Annotated in this window: 11 protein-coding genes; 6 read left to right on the forward strand and 5 right to left on the reverse strand. The window is 58.2% G+C overall.

Annotation, left to right across the window (positions count from 1 at the left end):
• Positions 1 to 17 precede the first annotated feature (17 nt).
• Complete coding sequence (locus QP941_RS06575) at positions 18 to 1,280, forward strand: hypothetical protein (protein WP_284868448.1); 1,263 nt, start codon at positions 18 to 20, stop codon at positions 1,278 to 1,280.
• Here the strand turns inward: QP941_RS06575 and QP941_RS06580 are convergent.
• A complete protein-coding gene (locus QP941_RS06580; protein WP_284868449.1) occupies positions 1,277 to 1,864 on the reverse strand; it encodes a three-helix bundle dimerization domain-containing protein in 588 nt (195 codons plus the stop codon). The two genes, QP941_RS06575 and QP941_RS06580, sit on opposite strands and share 4 nt — an antisense overlap.
• Positions 1,865 to 1,940: 76 nt before the next feature.
• A complete protein-coding gene (locus tag QP941_RS06585) occupies positions 1,941 to 2,129 on the reverse strand; it encodes a DEAD/DEAH box helicase (protein WP_284868450.1) in 189 nt (62 codons plus the stop codon).
• A gap of 465 nt (positions 2,130 to 2,594) precedes the next feature.
• Here QP941_RS06585 and QP941_RS06590 point away from each other — a divergent pair, with 465 nt between their 5' ends.
• Genes QP941_RS06590 through QP941_RS06605 form a run of 4 tightly spaced genes read left to right on the forward strand, consistent with a single transcriptional unit; the run spans position 2,595 to position 10,741 of the window.
• Positions 2,595 to 4,589, forward strand: a complete 1,995-nt coding sequence (locus tag QP941_RS06590) for a helix-turn-helix transcriptional regulator (RefSeq protein WP_284868451.1) — start codon at positions 2,595 to 2,597, stop codon at positions 4,587 to 4,589.
• Positions 4,590 to 4,641: 52 nt separating this feature from the next.
• Entirely contained in the window at positions 4,642 to 6,273 is a 1,632-nt protein-coding gene (locus QP941_RS06595) for a class I SAM-dependent DNA methyltransferase (RefSeq protein WP_284868452.1), read from the forward strand.
• The gene (locus QP941_RS06600; RefSeq protein WP_225746295.1) at positions 6,273 to 7,487 is read left to right on the forward strand and encodes a restriction endonuclease subunit S; all 1,215 of its coding nucleotides are present in this window, start codon (positions 6,273 to 6,275) and stop codon (positions 7,485 to 7,487) included. Before QP941_RS06595 ends, QP941_RS06600 begins: the two co-directional genes overlap by 1 nt.
• Positions 7,488 to 7,522: 35 nt before the next feature.
• Entirely contained in the window at positions 7,523 to 10,741 is a 3,219-nt protein-coding gene (locus QP941_RS06605) for a type I restriction endonuclease subunit R (protein WP_284868453.1), read from the forward strand.
• Here QP941_RS06605 and QP941_RS06610 read toward each other — a convergent pair.
• Positions 10,738 to 12,234 (reverse strand): ATP-binding protein, encoded by a 1,497-nt coding sequence (locus tag QP941_RS06610; protein ID WP_225746293.1) that lies wholly within the window; start codon positions 12,232 to 12,234, stop codon positions 10,738 to 10,740. The genes QP941_RS06605 and QP941_RS06610 overlap by 4 nt on opposite strands.
• Before the next feature lie 262 nt (positions 12,235 to 12,496).
• The gene (glf, locus tag QP941_RS06615) at positions 12,497 to 13,693 is read right to left on the reverse strand and encodes a UDP-galactopyranose mutase (RefSeq protein ID WP_225746292.1); all 1,197 of its coding nucleotides are present in this window, start codon (positions 13,691 to 13,693) and stop codon (positions 12,497 to 12,499) included.
• A 146-nt stretch (positions 13,694 to 13,839) separates the two neighbouring features.
• Here glf and QP941_RS06620 point away from each other — a divergent pair, with 146 nt between their 5' ends.
• Complete coding sequence (locus QP941_RS06620; RefSeq protein ID WP_284868454.1) at positions 13,840 to 15,759, forward strand: N-acetylmuramoyl-L-alanine amidase; 1,920 nt, start codon at positions 13,840 to 13,842, stop codon at positions 15,757 to 15,759.
• Here the strand turns inward: QP941_RS06620 and QP941_RS06625 are convergent.
• The gene (locus QP941_RS06625) at positions 15,756 to 16,586 is read right to left on the reverse strand and encodes an HAD family hydrolase (protein ID WP_284868455.1); all 831 of its coding nucleotides are present in this window, start codon (positions 16,584 to 16,586) and stop codon (positions 15,756 to 15,758) included. The two genes, QP941_RS06620 and QP941_RS06625, sit on opposite strands and share 4 nt — an antisense overlap.
• Positions 16,587 to 16,602 lie beyond the last annotated feature (16 nt).

Raw genomic sequence — 16,602 nt, forward strand, 5'->3', positions numbered from 1 at the left:
CCGTATGATGGAACATCATGAGATGGGTTCCTTGCGCGGCAGCAGTAGGTCTTCTCACTGTAGCCAGCGCGCCCGCCGCTATCGCAGAGGAAAAGCCCGCGGTGGAGTTTCTGGACCACGCCCAAATCCTCAGCAATTCGGACGAAGACGCCATCAAATCGCAAGCACAGTCCATGCATTTGCCGGATTCCGTGCACGAGGTTCTCTACGCTACGTATCCGAATTCAGGCGAGGATTTTTCCCGGACTCTATTCCATGACTTGGAACGCGAGCATCCGCATTTCATCAATGGAAGTGGGCTACAGAAAAATGTGCTCGTCATCGCGGTAGGTTTTGAGCCCAATAGTATGGCCGTGCACTGTGGCACAGAGGTGTGCCAGGACATCAAAATTTATGACGAGGGCCGCGTAGACGGCATATTGGACCAAATGCGGCCGGCGCTGGCGGACGATGACTATACCGTCGGCATGATCCTGGCGACGCGCGCCGCCGCAGACACCACCGTGCGCCGGCAATATACGCAGAATGTGCCCACGTGGTCCGTGTTCATTGCTGCTACGTTAGCGATCGTGGTCCTTGGTGCGGTTGGCCTCATTACTTACTTGTTCATCCGCCGCGCCCGAGTGCGCAAGCGCTTCGATTATATTAAGGGCGCTCGCGACGGGGCCGAGGAGCTCATTAGACACACGGAGGCACGGATTGACGCCCTGCATTCCCCTTTGGCGGGCGACTACCTAAAGGTACAGTGGCGCTCTCTGGTCAATCAGTACACCGATGCGCGGCCGACGCTCAAGGCGCTGGAGAACATCCAGGACTATTCCCTGCACGCTGCTTCCATCAAGGAGGCATACAAAGCGCTCAAGCAAATCAATACGGCCGCAGCACAGATAGATTCCCTGGAAAATTTCTGCGCCGGCGATACCGCGGTGCGTGCAGGCGAGGTGCAATGGCTGCTTGGCGACGCCCAAGCGGCCCTCTCCCGCCAGCCCGACAACGCCAGCTTGCGCCAGATAACGCAGCGCATTAATGACCTGTCCCAGGATTTGTCGCGGGAAGACTTCGATTCCGCCTTCGCTCGCGTCCTCGAGGACTACCACCCCATGGTGGGCGCGCTGCCAGAACGGCTATATCCGCAGCGCGACCGCAAAACTCCCCCACTGTTGGGCACGCCGGAATGGCGCCCCGGTATGGGCACGCACTACATGCCCTATAGGTTTGCGGGCTTCTGGGTGGCTAATAATAACGTCTCCTCCCAGCTGCCCAACCCGTATCGCTTCTAGGCGTTGACCGGCTCGGTCACCGGATCGATGCCCAGCTTATTGAGCATGTAGAGCACGCGAGCTTCGAGGTCATCAGCCAATTCGCGCGCCTCCTCCACTGTATCCGCAGCAGGAATATCCCAAATCTTGATGTCCTTGCCCGCCTCATCGCGCTCTACCTCGCGGCCCAAGAACACGATGTAATCCGGCATCGCTACCGTGCGCACCTCGTCGAGGTACTTATTCGGGGCCTCGCCCATGCCGCGCTCGTTCATGACGTGGGCAAGGTGGCCTTCCGCTTCGTTTTCTGGGTGAGCAACGGCGGTATCTACAAAGAGGGCCTCGCCGGCGTGCTTGCGGGTCAGTTCCGCTGCGGCTTGGGCCAGCGCATTATTGGTACCGGCAGCAAAGCGAACGTGCAGGCGGTGAGCACCGAAGTAGTCGCGCACTTCACGCTCCACCAAAAGCGGCACGAATTCATCGAGCTCCGCCTTCTTGGTGTGCTTGGCAATAACCTCATCGAGCTTGGCATCGATTTCCGCGGCCGTGTACTCGTGGCCGTAGTTCTCGTGCAGATCCTGGCGCAGGGTTTCAAACTGGTTCATTGTTATCCCCTTTCTCGGATTATTGTCCCGTTTGCTAATTGTTAACCTGTCGTTAACTTTAATAGTTAACGTTGGGTTAAGTCAAACGGTTGGGAATAACCCAATAGTTTTCTGCACTGAAAAGCGGAAAGGCCCGCCGGGAGTTCCGGCAGGCCTTCTTGGACTGTTCTTTCTTTTTATCGGGAATGCGCGATGCGCGGCTACGCAATTTCAGATGCTCCTGCAACCGCTCCGGCGACATTTTCCACATGCGGCGGTCAGCCATGCCGTCACCTCCTTTCCTCAGAGGTAATCAAGCATAGCGCTTAGCGGCCACGCTCCTGCTCAATGGCCTTGCCCTCGTTCCAGAACGGAGCCAGCTTGATGTCGAACATGCTCAGCGCGGAGACGATAACCATGCACATGTCGACATCGACAGACAGCCCGAGCCAACACGTTTACAAGCAGGAAATCGGCCACAAAGTGCACATCAATCCCCCGCTTTAGCACCGGATCTGACCGAACACGTCAGCAAGTCATGCGCTTTTGAAGCCCGATCCCCACGAAAACTAAACCACTCTCGGGCGACACTCTTTTAGTTTGAATTAACCAGCCTTAAGCCACCTTCAGGACGATTAACAGACTAAAATCTGGGCACTTCACTCGAGTTCGTTTAACGTATTGGGCAGAGCAATCAGCGATGACCGCTCACCCTTATTCCCCATCACTCCCCTATGAAAGGAGGCCTCAAGTGACCGCAACACTGACACTCGCCGATGTCGCCCGGCTGACCGGCGTTACGCGCCCCGCGGTCAACGAGTGGATTCAGCGCTTTAACTCCGAATCCATCGCGCCCTTCCCCTCCCCTTACGGAGAACATGATGGCCACCCCTACTACGCCATCACCGAAGTTCAAGACTGGCTGCGAGCAACTAAGCTCGGCCACCGCGACACAGCCGTTGAAGATGCCCTCTTCTATTCTTCGCTCTACCGAATGCTGCTCCGCAATCCGGCACGCGCGGCCTTGGGTCTTTTGGACTGCAACACGGCTCTCTCCCCTCAGGATTTTTCGCCCTCTGCTGCAGTAATCGACTCTCTTACCGCGGCGTACCAGCGCGCAGCAGACAACATTCCTTCTGATGACCCTGAAGCTGACATCGCGCAAGCAGCAGACCAGGTAGCCGAGGCAGCTTTCGGAGCCGCGGCCGCGCTCGCCCGTCTTGCAGATGACCTCAGTGCTCAGCGTCAAATAACACTCTCTTCCCGATTTACTTCCCGCGCTATGCAAGCAGTATCGGAAGCCCTCACGTTAGAGAACCCAACTCCACCTATCATCCCTACTGATGAATACAGCCTAGGTTTCGTCACTGGACTCGCCCGGGAACTCGAAGAAACTCTGGCGCTCAACATCGGATATCGAAAGGACTGCGCACCAGGTTCTCTCTATTGGGCCGAACTAGCGTGCCGAAACGTGGAATTCATCGACGCTAGCGAGGAGATCCCAGCGAATTCTCTTATCGTCCACGCTGCTCCTTCCCTTCTCAAGAATGCGCCCGAATACTTCGAGCACCTCCAAGACTTGCTCGACAACTTGGACGAGCACGGCGCAATGTTCTGCATTTCCACCGCGGACATGCTTATCGAGGACTCTTTAGCGCAGGTCGTCCGACGGCGTTTCCTCGCACCGACCGAAACCGGCGCAATTGCACCGCTGCGTTACAGCGCACGGCTGCCCCGAGGCATTTTTCCGTACCGCGGACAGAAGCAGGGCGCACTATGGATTCTCAAGCGCCCTAATCGCAAGGCCATAGGCAACCCTGCCGATGCTGCTGCCGTTATCGCTGACGTGCCGGACCTTAAGACACCCGGTCTCGTCTCAGACTGGGCAACCATGCTCGCCACACCGGATGAAGCGCGCAAGCACACCTTTGTCCGCGGTCGTATTCTTCGCGCAGCTGATGCCTGGCGCAGTCGTACTCATTCTCTCGATGACTCGGTCTTTTCTTCTACGTCGACATCCTCCGCCGCCGATCTCATGCACACCGCACTTCAAGCAGGATTAGACATCAGTTCAGTAGGGTTGGAGGACGCGCAGCCAAAGATTGGTATGCGCGCTGAATCGGGGGCAACGCGCCTTGAGTACCTACCGTGGAAGGCCGCGACCAACGCTCGCACTGGGGTACTGCAGAAACTCAGCGGCTCCCGCATTGCCGAACGTGATCTCGCCCCTGAAGCAGTAGCAAAACTGGAACTCATCGGTGAACCCGAAATTCTGGGGAGAATTCCACAGGGCGCACGGTGCATCGATCGTCTCCGGCTGGAAGACATTGCACCGCGCGGCACCCTCACAGAACCAGGGGACGTGGTCTTCATCAAGAGCCCAAGACCACGCGCGTTCATCGATGAGGAAGGCGGCAAACTAGTCACTGCACCGGCGCAAGCACTACGATGCCGTACCTTCCGTGGACGCAGCCACACTCCCTTGGAACAGGTCTGCATTCCCTACCTCGTAGAGAAGGCTATTAACGAAGCTGTCTCCTCCGAGTTGGGATCGGTGTACTTCCCCGTCTTTCCACGTGGGAATGCGAAGCACCTCGGCTCGGTGGAACACCAGCTCCGCGCACGACGCCAGCAGCTCTTAGAACAGTTACATAGCCTCGATGAACTTGAGCACGGCCTCGTCATGTCGATAGGTACCGGTGCTGTCACCATCGCTGAATCTCGTGTGCAATCCCCGCCAGGCTAATAACAGAGTTCAACATTCAAACACACAAACACCGTTATATGTAAGGAGAAAAATGACTAACTCAGTCAAGGATGAGCAGAACGTAGAGTCTGCCTCCGCCACCACCCTCAAAGAGCTCAAGGACACCTTATGGAAGGCAGCAGACAAGCTGCGCGGTTCCATGGACGCATCCCAGTACAAGGACATCGTCTTGGGACTGGTATTCCTCAAGTACGTCACTGATGCTTTCGATGCCCGGCGCGCAGAACTACGTGCCGAAGGCGAGGAGCGCGGCGATAGCGAAGAGTACATCCAGGAAGACCTGGAGGATATCGACGCTTACCGTGAGAAGAACGTTTTCTGGGTCGACCCCATCGCTCGCTGGACCTTCCTGCGTGACAACTCGAAGGGAAAGACGGCCGACGCCGGCCAGGAGTACCAGTCCATCGGCAAGCTCATCGATAACGCGATGAAGCAGCTCATGCTGGACAATGAGTCGCTATTAGGTACCCTGCCCACCAACTTCGCCTCAGAGAGCGTTGATCAGCGCCGTTTGGGCGAACTCATCGACTTGTTCAGCACCACGCGCTTTACCGCGGAGGGTCCCGAGCGCGCCCGCGATTTGCTGGGTGAGGTCTATGAATACTTCCTGGAGAAGTTCGCTCGCGCTGAGGGCAAGCGTGGCGGCGAGTTCTACACCCCGCGCCCCGTCGTCCGCACTCTCGTGGAAATCCTGGAGCCGACCCAGGGTCGCGTTTACGACCCGTGCTGTGGCTCAGGCGGCATGTTCGTTCAGGCAGAGAAGTTCCTCGAAACCACGGAGAAGGACCGCACTGCTCTGGCCATCTACGGTCAGGAGCTCAATGAGCGCACCTGGCGCATGGCCAAGATGAACCTGGCCATCCACGCTATTAGCTCCGCTGGCCTCGGCGAGCGGTGGGCCGACACCTTCGCCCGCGACATCCATCCGGGCAAGCAGATGGACTACGTCATGGCCAACCCACCGTTCAACATCAAGGATTGGTCGCGAAACGAGGAAGACACGCGCTGGAAGTACGGCGTCCCGCCCAAGCGCAATGCAAACTTCGCGTGGATGCAGCACATCATCTCCAAGCTCACTTCTCAGGGCGAGGCCGGCGTCGTCATGGCCAATGGCACGATGACGTCGAACTCCTCCGGAGAAGGCGATATTCGCAAGGCCATGGTGGAAGATGACATCGTTTCCTGCGTCATCGCACTTCCTGCGCAGCTCTTCCGCGGCACGCAGATTCCGGTCTGCGTCTGGTTCTTCGCCAAGGACAAGAAGGCTGGCTCCAAGGGCACCATCGACCGCACGAACCAGGTGCTCTTCATTGATGCCCGCGAGCTCGGCCACATGATTGACCGCACGGAGCGCACCTTCAGCGACGAAGACATCCAAAAGATTGCGAACACCTACCGCTTGTGGCGCGGCCGCACCTCCGCACCAAAGGGCGAGGCCTACGAGGACATCGCCGGCTTCTGCAAGTCCGCCTCCCTCGATGACATCCGCGACGCCGACTTCGCGATGACTCCTGGCCGCTACGTCGGCTTCGCCGAGGCCGAAGAAGACGACGAGCCCATCGACGAGAAGATTGCCCGACTCACCGGCGAACTCACCGCCGCGCTTGACGACGCCGCCCGCTTGGACAAGGCTGTGCGCGAACAGCTGGGGAGGTTGAAGTAATGAATATCTTGACCATGCGCGAGCTGACCAAGTTCGCAATCGGCGGTGGCTGGGGAGCAGAAGAACTTCAGGACGACACAAACGAAGTTACGGTCATTCGGGGCGCAGATTTCCCGGCTGCGGCTTTCCAAGATATTTCTTCGGCTCCAATCAGATTCGAAAAATCCTCTAGAATCCCAAACCGAGTTCTGAATCCAGGCGATATTGTCCTTGAGGTTTCAGGCGGTACAAAGGCTCGCCCAACCGGTAGAACGATCTTTATTACGCAAAAGATGGTTAACGATGCAGATAGTCCCCTAATTCCTGCTAGCTTCTGCCGACGTCTCGTAATTGACACAGAAAAAGCGGTACCCCACTTTGTTTATTACTGGCTCCAGAATATGTATGCCAAAGGACAAACGTGGAATTACCAAAACCGATCCACCGGCATTGCAAACTTTCAATTCGAACAGTTTCTCGACCGCGAGACCGTCCGTTTGCCAAACCGGCAAGAACAGCTAAAAATCGCTCATTTGCTTGGAGCTCTTGACGATAAGCTTGCCGCAAACCAAACGTCAATTTCAAAAATCGATGAAATCCTAAGAGCCCTTTGGCAAAAAGAACTTTCTCTTAGCAACGTCTCTGCTTCCTTAAGCTCATTAGCGTCATTTATCAATGGTCGCGCTTTTACGAAGGGAGCCTCTGGAACAGGCCGAGTTGTCGTCCGCATTGCAGAAATGAATTCCGGAATTGGAAGTCGAACCGTCTACAACGACATCGATGCGGCACCAGACAACGTCGTCGATCCCGGCGAACTTCTATTTTCTTGGTCGGGAACCCTCATGACCAAGCGTTGGCCCTTTGACCAGGCAATTGTCAATCAACACATCTTCAAAGTGGTTCCCAATGGACAACTGGATTTATGGGCTCTCCGTCAAGCAATCGATGCTCAGCTCGAATATTTCCAAATGATTGCCGCTGGTAAGGCCACAACGATGGGGCATATTAAGCGTGGCGATTTAGACCAGGAAGTCGAAGTCCCCGCCCAGATGTCGGAAGAAACGAATCAACTCGGAAATTCACTTTGGAGACTTGCCACAAGCCTTGAGATCCAGAATTTACAACTCGCCCGCACCCGCGACGAGCTCCTTCCTCTCCTCATGAGCGGCCGCATTACGGTCGGTGAGGCGGAGGAGGTTGCGAACGTTGCGGGCACGGCGGCGTGGGAAAGCTAAGCACCCCTACCTCTACAACCCCTAAGGAGAAGCTCATGCTGAGCGAAGAATCCCTCGAACTCATCGTCCAGGACAACCTGGCTGACCTGGAGTGGGTGTCTGGGCATGGCCCAGACTTTGCGCCGGGCTCCGGCGAGCGCGACACGTGGAATGACATCGTGCTGCGCGGGCGTCTGCGCAATGCCGTGCGCAACCTCAACCCGGGCGTACCGGAGGAGTACCTCGACCAGGCGATTGGTGAGGTCATCACGCCGAAGTCACAGTCCGCGATTGCGGAGAACCGGCGCATTCACCAGATTCTAGTGGAGGGCTACCGCGGTATCGAGTACATCGACCACGAGGGCAACGTGCAGAACCCGACCATCTATTTCCTGTCCTCCCAGCCGCACAAGAACGACTACTTGTCACTCAACCAGGTCACCGTTGCGAACCTTGATGGAGAGCGTCGATTCGATGTGGTCTGTTACGTCAACGGCATGCCGCTGGCGTTCATTGAGCTGAAGAAGACGGGCGCGAATACCTCCGTCGAGGGCGCATACAACCAGCTGCAGACGTACGTCAAGGAATTCGGCATGGCCTTCCGCTTTGCCAATATTGTGATTCCTTCGGATGACCTCAGCGCGAAGTACGGTACGCCGTTTACTCCGTGGAACCACTTTGCGCCGTGGAATGTGAATGAGGACGGCAGCCCGGTAGACCCCAACAACATGGTTGTGGCCGGCGAGCCGGTCACACAGCTGGACCTGTTGCTTGATGGTCTGTTTAATGTGGAGCGTTTTGGACAGCTCTACAGCGACTTCACGGCGTTCGATGACACGGCCGAGGGGCTAGTCATGCGCATAGCGAAGCCGCACCAGTACTTCGCGGTGACCAAGGCTGTGGGTTCCACGATCACGGCGGCGCGCGGCGACAAGCGCGCTGGCGTCATCTGGCACACGACGGGTGCGGGCAAGTCCATGGAGATGGAGCTCTACACCGCCAAGATTATGCGTCGGCCCGAGATGCACAGCCCGACCGTCATTGTGCTCAATGACCGCACGGAGCTCGATGAGCAGCTCTTCGAGACCTTCAACCGGTCCACCATCCTGCCGGAGGCACCGCGCAATATCGAGTCGCGTGCTGAGTTGCGTGAGCTGCTCTCACAGAAGACCTCCGGCGGCATCTACTTCTCCACGCTCCAGAAGTTTGGCTTGAATGGAAAGGGCGAGCTCCGCGAAAAGGAGCACCCTTTGCTCTCTGACCGCAGCAACATTGTGGTCATCGTTGATGAGGCACACCGCTCCCACTATGGCTTTGGCGATACCGCCGCCGATGGTTACGCACAGCACCTGCGTAATGCGCTGCCGAATGCCACCATGTTGGCGTTTACCGGCACCCCGCTCAAGGAATGGGACCGCGATACGCGCAAGGTCTTCGGTGATGACGTCGACATCTACGACATGAACCGCGCCGTCGAGGACGGTGCCGTCGTTCCCGTGTATTTCGAACCGCGCCTCATCCCACTCAAGCGCATTGCTGGGATTACCGATGACGAGATTGATGACACCGCTGAGGAAGTGCTCACGGGTCTCGACGAGGTGGAGCGCGACCGGATTCAGCGCTCCGTCGCCGCGTTGGAGATCATCTATGGTTCCGACGACCGCTTGGATGAACTGGCTGCGGACTTCGTCCGTCATTGGGAAGACCGCCGCGAGAACATGCAGGAATTCATCGGTGCACCGGGCAAAGCCATGATCGTGACCGCCACACGTTCCATTGCGGCACGCCTCTACTCCAAGATCGTGGCGCTGCGCCCTGAGTGGCACTCGGATGCCGATGACAAGGGAAAAATCAAGGTCATCTACTCTGCCGCGCCGTCCGATCCGGATGAGCTCAAGGTCCATATGCGCCGCCCGAGCGCGCTCAAGGCCGTGAAGAACCGCATCAAGGACGTCGACGACGAGCTGGAAATCGCCATCGTTCAGTCCATGATGCTCACCGGTTTCGATGCGCCGCCCCTGCACACGCTCTACATTGACCGCTCGCTCAAGAGCGCGCTACTCATGCAGACCCTCGCCCGCGTCAACCGCACGTTCCGCGATAAGCAAGACGGTCTCCTCGTGGCCTACGCACCATTGGTGGAGAACCTGGAAAAAGCTCTTGCGGAGTTCACCCTTAACCCTTCCGACGACGGAACCAAGGTCACAGGCCAGGACGTTGAGGAGGCAGTAACTCTGGCGAAGGGATTCCTGGCTCGTCTCGACGACATTGTGGGAATCGAATGGAAGAACACCGCTTTCATCGATGACGCCAACCTTCGCCGTGCCTTGCTCGATGTCACGGGCTTCCTGCGCAATCCGAAGACCGAAGGCAACTACGACCCCGAGAAGCCAAACGCGCGTCCCGTCGCTGATGAGTTCAAACGTCAGGCTGGAAGGCTCGCGCGTGCCTGGGCACTAGCTTCGGGCAGCCCCGACGCCGAGGAGTACCGCGACAGCGTGCGGTTCTACTCCGAGGTCAAGAACTGGCTCATCAAGCTCGATGCGGGCGACCGCGTGGCCAATGGCGAGCCGATTAGCGACTCCATCCGCAACGCCCTAGGCAAGCTGGTCGTTGATTCGGCTGAGGCCACCGGTGTCATCGACATCTACCGCCAGGCCGGGATTGAGATTCCGAACTTGCAGGATCTCACCGTCGACCTGTTCAAGGACAAACAATCCCCCTCTGAGGTCTCGTTGCTCATCGATGCGTTGCGCCGCCAGCTCCAGCAGGAAGCCCGCACCGCCACAGGAAACAACGAGCTGCGCTCCAAGCAGTTCTCCGAGCGGATCACCGAGCTGATGAATCGGTACACCAATCAGCAGCTCACGGCCGCTGAAATCATCGCCGAACTCATCCGCCTGTCCAAGGAGATTGTCAAGGAAAGCAAGCGCGGTGAACAATTCACCCCGCCACTAGGCAATGACGAGCTCACCTTCTTCGACGCAGTGTCGACAAACGAATCCGCAACCGAGCTCATGGACGACGAAGTTCTTGCTGAAATCGCACGCCAGCTCGTTTCCATGCTGCGTCGCGATGCAAAGACCGACTGGACAGTACGCGATGACGTACGCGCGAAACTACGCCGCTCGGTCCGCAGGTTGCTACGCGACTACAAATATCCACCGGACAAGGCGCCGGAGGCCATCAAGCTCGTGCTTGAACAGATGGAGAAATTCGCGCCAAGGTATTCAGCGGCGGCGCGCGAACAAGGTGACGTTGAACACCGTGGTTAGCCCTGCAGCCGATAGCGCTGCTTCGGGCTCTTCAGCGGCTCAGTGCGCACGATGACGCCTTCCTCAACAAGTTCGTTGATGATCCTGCGCACTCCGTTGAGGGACAGCCCTGCAGCCCCTGCCAATTCGCGGCTGGACGCTGTCCTGTGTTCGCGAAGATAGTCGAGCACGCGCCCACGGGTTCCGCCGCCCGACGCCGCGGTGCGCTCCGGGGTAGTCGGATTTCGCCGCGCAAAGGTGAGTTCAAATTCGGTCAATGAATCCCGTGGTACCGGCGGCGGCAGCAGCTGCTGTTCCAGTTGGTCGAGAATCTCGATATATCCGGTACCACGATTTTCCGCAACGTACCCATCTCCGTCACCGGCAGGAGTCACCTCCAGCAGCGCAGACAAATGCTGATTGCGCGCGCTAGACATACCCGCAGTGCCCAATCGATCAACGGTGACCGTTCCATAAAGACCACCGGGGTTGAGGATCTCCAGCCGGTCGACATACAGGTTCACTTGTACCTGCGTGCCCCGCGCCTGCGGCGAATAGTCACGGTGCATAAGCGCATTAGCGACTGCCTCACGCACGGCCTCCGGAGGATAGTCCGGCAAGTCCTTACGGAAGACTCCCGCGATTACGCCTCCGACGCGCATATTGCGTCGGACTGCCCGCACGGCATCCGCGACCAGCACCGGAATGGGCCCCACCAGACTTTCGTTGTCGAGGAAGCGCTGCTTGCCCAACCCGGCCGCTTTATCGGTGCCGGGATATGCTGCAAAGGTCACGTTGAGCCGCGGGAAAAACTGTTGCGGGTAAGTGCCCGCTGCCATGAGCCCGCCCAGAGTTGGCACTAGTTTTCCGTTGTCGTTCCGGGTAATCAGGTGGAGCGCTAACATCGCCTCTTCATCGCTCAACCGTCCAAAAATGCGTTCATGGATGGAGCGCTCGCGGGCCAAGATCTCGGCCACAATGTCAGGATCCAGATCGTCGATGTCAGCAGCCGGAACCGGCTCCAGATCCCATTCCGGCTGGGTCTTGTTTTCCTCCAGCCGGTCAATCTCGTATGGCTTTAGTACGCGGTCCCCATCATGGACCCGGATATAGCTGCCGTGATACTTCGACTGGGAAACGACCCAGCAAGGCTTCTCAAAAGGAGCACATTCGGGAATGGTGCCAACGACAATGCTCGCGCCCTCCCACTCAACAATGTCGATCTGGGCGCGAACCGACGGGGTTACGAGGTCTGCGCATGCGCCAGCCAGGGCATCCGCCATGGCAGTAGCATCAAAGCCTGGTACCGTAACGAACCCGTTGTCTTCATCCAGCCCCAAGATGATGATTCCACCGGTCCCGTTAGCAAATGCAGAGATAGAGCGAACGAGCTTCTTGGGAAAACCTCCCACAGCTGCCTTGACCTCAACGGCGCGCGTATCGGTGTCCTGAGATCGCAGGCTTCCAATGATCTCGGCGATTTCCGCCTGGTCATCGTCCCAGACCACAATCACTCACCCCCTATCAGCGCTCAACGCTCCTGAACACCCTCAAACACTACACACAACACTACACACACTGTGGGGTGTTGTGTAGTGTTCATGCGCGTTCCTTGTCCGAAATTCTCACAGTACGGGATGATTTCGCAGGTCAATCATATTTTCCCGGTCTGCGCGACACTACACAACACTACATACAACACACCACCCAACACTCCATAGTGTGGTGTGTTGGGTGGTGTGTTGAGTGTTAAGTGTTCTGTTGACGGAGTTCGGCTTAGTGGCCGCGCTCCTGCTCAAGCGCCTTACCCTCGTTCCAGAACGGAGCCAGCTTGTTGTCGAACATGCTCAGCGCGGAGGCAATGGCCATGTGCATGTCGAGGTACTGGTAGGTGCCCAGGCGGCCGCCGAAGAGAACCTTATTATCCTTCGACTCCTGGGCGGCGAGCTTACGGTAGGCCTCCAGCTTGGTACGGTCCTCTGGGGTATTGATTGGATAGTACGGCTCATCGCCTTTGTCGGCGAAGCGCGAATACTCCTTCATGATGACCGTTTTATCCTTCGGGTACTTATCCTTGCGCTCCGGGTGGAAGTGGCGGAATTCGTGGATGCGGGTATAGTCCACGTCCGCATCGTTGTAGTTCATCACCGGGGTGCCCTGGAAGTCGCCGGTATCCAGCACCTCCAAGTCAAAGTCGAGGGTGCGCCAACCCAGCTCGCCCTCGGCAAAATCAAAGTAGCGATCCAGTGGGCCGGTGTAGACCACGGGCGCATCTGGGGACTCGGCGCGCAGCTCTTCGCGCACTTCAAACCAGTCGGTATCGAGGCGGACCTCGATATTGTCATGATCGGCCATGTTTTCTAGCCATGCCGCGTAGCCGTCGACCGGCAGGCCCTCATAGGTGTCGTTGAAGTAGCGGTTATTGAAGGTATAGCGCACCGGCAGGCGGGTGATATTCGCGGCCGGCAGCTCCTTCGGATCGGTCTGCCACTGCTTTGCGGTGTAATCGCGGATGAAGGCCTCATACAGCGGGCGACCGATGAGCGAGATGGCCTTCTCCTCCAGGTTTTGCGCCTCTTCCGGGGAGAATTCGCCGGCCTGGTCCTTAATGAGCTGGCGGGCCTCATCTGGGGAGTAGTAGCGGCCGAAGAACTGATTGATAAGACCCAGGCCCATCGGGAATTGGTAGGCGGTGCCATCGTGCATGGCAAACACGCGGTGCTGGTAGTCGGTAAAATCGGTGAACTTATTGCAGTAATCCCACACGCGCTTATTGGAGGTGTGGAAGAGGTGCGCACCGTACTTGTGCACCTCGATTCCGGTGGTGGGTTCGGCCTCGGAGTAGGCATTGCCGCCGAGGTGATTGCGGCGCTCCACAATGAGCACCTTCTTATCCAGCTGGCTAGCGGCGCGCTCGGCAACCGTTAGGCCAAAAAATCCAGAGCCAACAACGATGAGGTCATAAGAAGTCATGGCCTCCACTTTATTGCACTACGGCAGCTGACACGGCGCATCGGCGTGTCGCAACAGATTTCACAGAAGTCACAAACGTACCATCACTATCAACTCTTAACTTTTGGCAACCGTTTTTACAGCTGCACAACCCTAGGGAGATAACAGTGCAACAACGACGTCGACTAGTACCCACCAGGTCAAAGTGGTCCACCCCCGTCATCGCGGCGGTCACCTCCATCGCGCTCGCCGTAACGGCCGCATTCGGCGGACAGCAAGTTCTCAAGACCCAAGACTCCGGCAACGGCGCCCCCATTGAGGTCAAAAATTCCTCCTCTAGCTTCAGTGACGGCGAATCCATCGTCGTTGATGACCCAGCCGTAGCCGCTCAGGGCGACGGCGAAAGCCGCCGCGCGGTCAAGCAGTTCCACCGCGACGAAACCTTCAACATGTTCGCCGTCACCTGGGAGGGCAAGCGAGATATCAACTCCTTCGTCCGCTCCAAGCAGCAGGACGGTTCCTGGAGCGAATGGCTGCCCATGGATGCAATGAATTACACCGAGGGCAAGAACGGCACCGAGCTCATCTTCGTGGGCGATACCAACGATGTGCAGGTCTCTATGGCCAATGTTGACCTCGTGACCGGTTCCAACCTGGATAAGAAGGAAGACTCCCTCCTGGACAAGGCCGCCAAGGGCGCTGATGCCAATCGCCCCGCGCCGCTTGCGTACAACGTCGGCGATATCTCCCCCGTGGCCGATGAGCGCACCCAGGTTGCGGATCTCGACGCCGTGTTTATCGACGGTAACGCCCAGGAAGGCGAAGCCATCGAGCCCACCGCAGAAACCGCGGGCATGCCCAAGGTGGTCACCCGCGCCGGCTGGGGCGCAGACGAATCTAAGCGCTGCCAGCAGCCCACCTACGACGATGGCATTAAGGCCATGACCCTGCACCACACCGCGGGTACCAATAACTACACCCGCGCACAGGCAGCGGCACAGGTACGCGGTGCCTACGAGTACCACGCGCAAAACCTGGGCTGGTGCGATATCGGATACAACGTGCTGGTGGATAAGTTCGGCACCATCTACGAAGGCCGCTACGGCGGCTTGGACAAGGCCGTACAAGGTGCCCACGTGGGTGGCTTCAACTCCAATAACTGGGGCATTTCCATGATTGGCAACTACGAGCAGGCTGAGCCTTCCCGTGAGATGCTCAACTCCGTGGCCGAGATTGCTGGCTGGAAGGCCGCTATTTCTGGCATCGATCCAATGGGCAAGGCCAGCTTGTACTCCGGCGGATTCAACGGCTCCAAGTTCTCTGCAGGAACCATGGCCACCGTGCCGGCGTTCGCGGGCCACAATGACTTCCACTACACGGCCTGCCCTGGTCAGTACACCACGCGCCATTGGGATGAAATCCGTAAGAACACCAAGCGCAAGGCGGACGCCATCAAGTCCGGCAAGAACAGCACGGACCTGAACTGGCAAGAGTCTCCACAGCCCAATACCCCCAAGACCCCGCAGGATATCCCCAATACCCCGCAGCAGGTGGGCGAAGAAATCACGTCCTCGCTGGGCGACGTCGAGGTCCCAGTCTCCACAATCTCCGCCTTGGCCGGCATCGCTGCTGCCGTCTTCGGCGTGCTCATCGCCAACGAGCGCGTAGAAAAGCCAGACACCGACCAGAAGGTGGCGGGCAACCTGACCACCGGCGATATCCCGGAGATTGTCAATAAGGTTGTCCAGGTCTCCAGCAACGAAGGCCTGAAGGAATCGTGGACCTCCGTTCTCAACGCTTTCGGCCCAGTCCTAGGCTTGGCAGTCGGCGGCCCGGATACTACCGACGGCGGCAAGATCCTCTACCAGCTCTTCCAGAATGGCGTGGTGCTCTCCTCCAAGGAGTCCGGCACCAAAGCGCTCACGGGTAAGATTGCCAAGAAGTGGTCCGAGGGCGATAATGCCTCCAAGCTCGGCCTGCCGACCTCCAACGAGGAAAAGAATGGCAAGGAAATCCGTGTGAAGTTCCAGGGTGGCGAGATTGTCTACAACACCGAAACGGAAAAGGTAGACATCTTCACCGACTAGAACCAGCGCTCTAGCACCTTAGCGACGCCCGCCTGGTGGTTAGCCACGGTGACCGCATCCGCGGCCGCCTTAACCTCCGGGTGGGCGTTTTCCATGGCCACTCCGCAGCCGGCCCACGTCAGCATCTCGATATCGTTGGGCATATCCCCAAAGGCAATAGTCTCTTGCTGGGCGACGCCGGTATGCTGCGCCAGCCATTCCACCCCGCGGCGCTTGGTCACATTGGGCGCGGCGACCTCCAAAATGCCTTCCTGCATGGAATAAGTCAGGTGCGCAAGCTCCGGATCGATGTGCGGCGCAATGAGCTCATAGAGCTCTGGGGCGGAGTAGTCCGTGTTGCGGATGAGGAACTTCACCGCCGGCTGCCCCACTAGCTCACCCATGCTGACCACGCCAAAGCCTTCAAACAGGGCGTTTTCGGAGTAGTGGCGCTCGACTACGAAGAGGTCCTCGACGGCGTCGGCAAGCGAGCCCCCAGCCCGCTCCGCGCCAAAGCCCACGGTGCCCAGTACGGTCTGGGCCACGTCCACCACTTCCGCCAACGCGGCGGGCGAAAGCTCATGGGCGGACATCACCCGATCCTCTGCGGAGTCATACAACACAGCACCATTCGAGGTCACGCATACCGGCCGCACGGGCAGCTGTTCCAGCACCGGGGCTATCCAGCGAAACGGACGGCCGGTAGAAAGCGCAAAATAGGCACCCTGTTGGACTGCCCGCGCCACGGCGTCACGGTTGCGACGCGGGACGCGGTGGTTGCGGTCCAGCAGGGTGCCGTCAATATCGCTCGCGATGAGGCGAGGCGCGCGGGCTGGGAAATTCTCCATACCCGCGAGTTTACGT

The organism is Corynebacterium sp. MSK150, from assembly GCF_030229215.1.
Lineage (GTDB): Bacteria > Actinomycetota > Actinomycetes > Mycobacteriales > Mycobacteriaceae > Corynebacterium.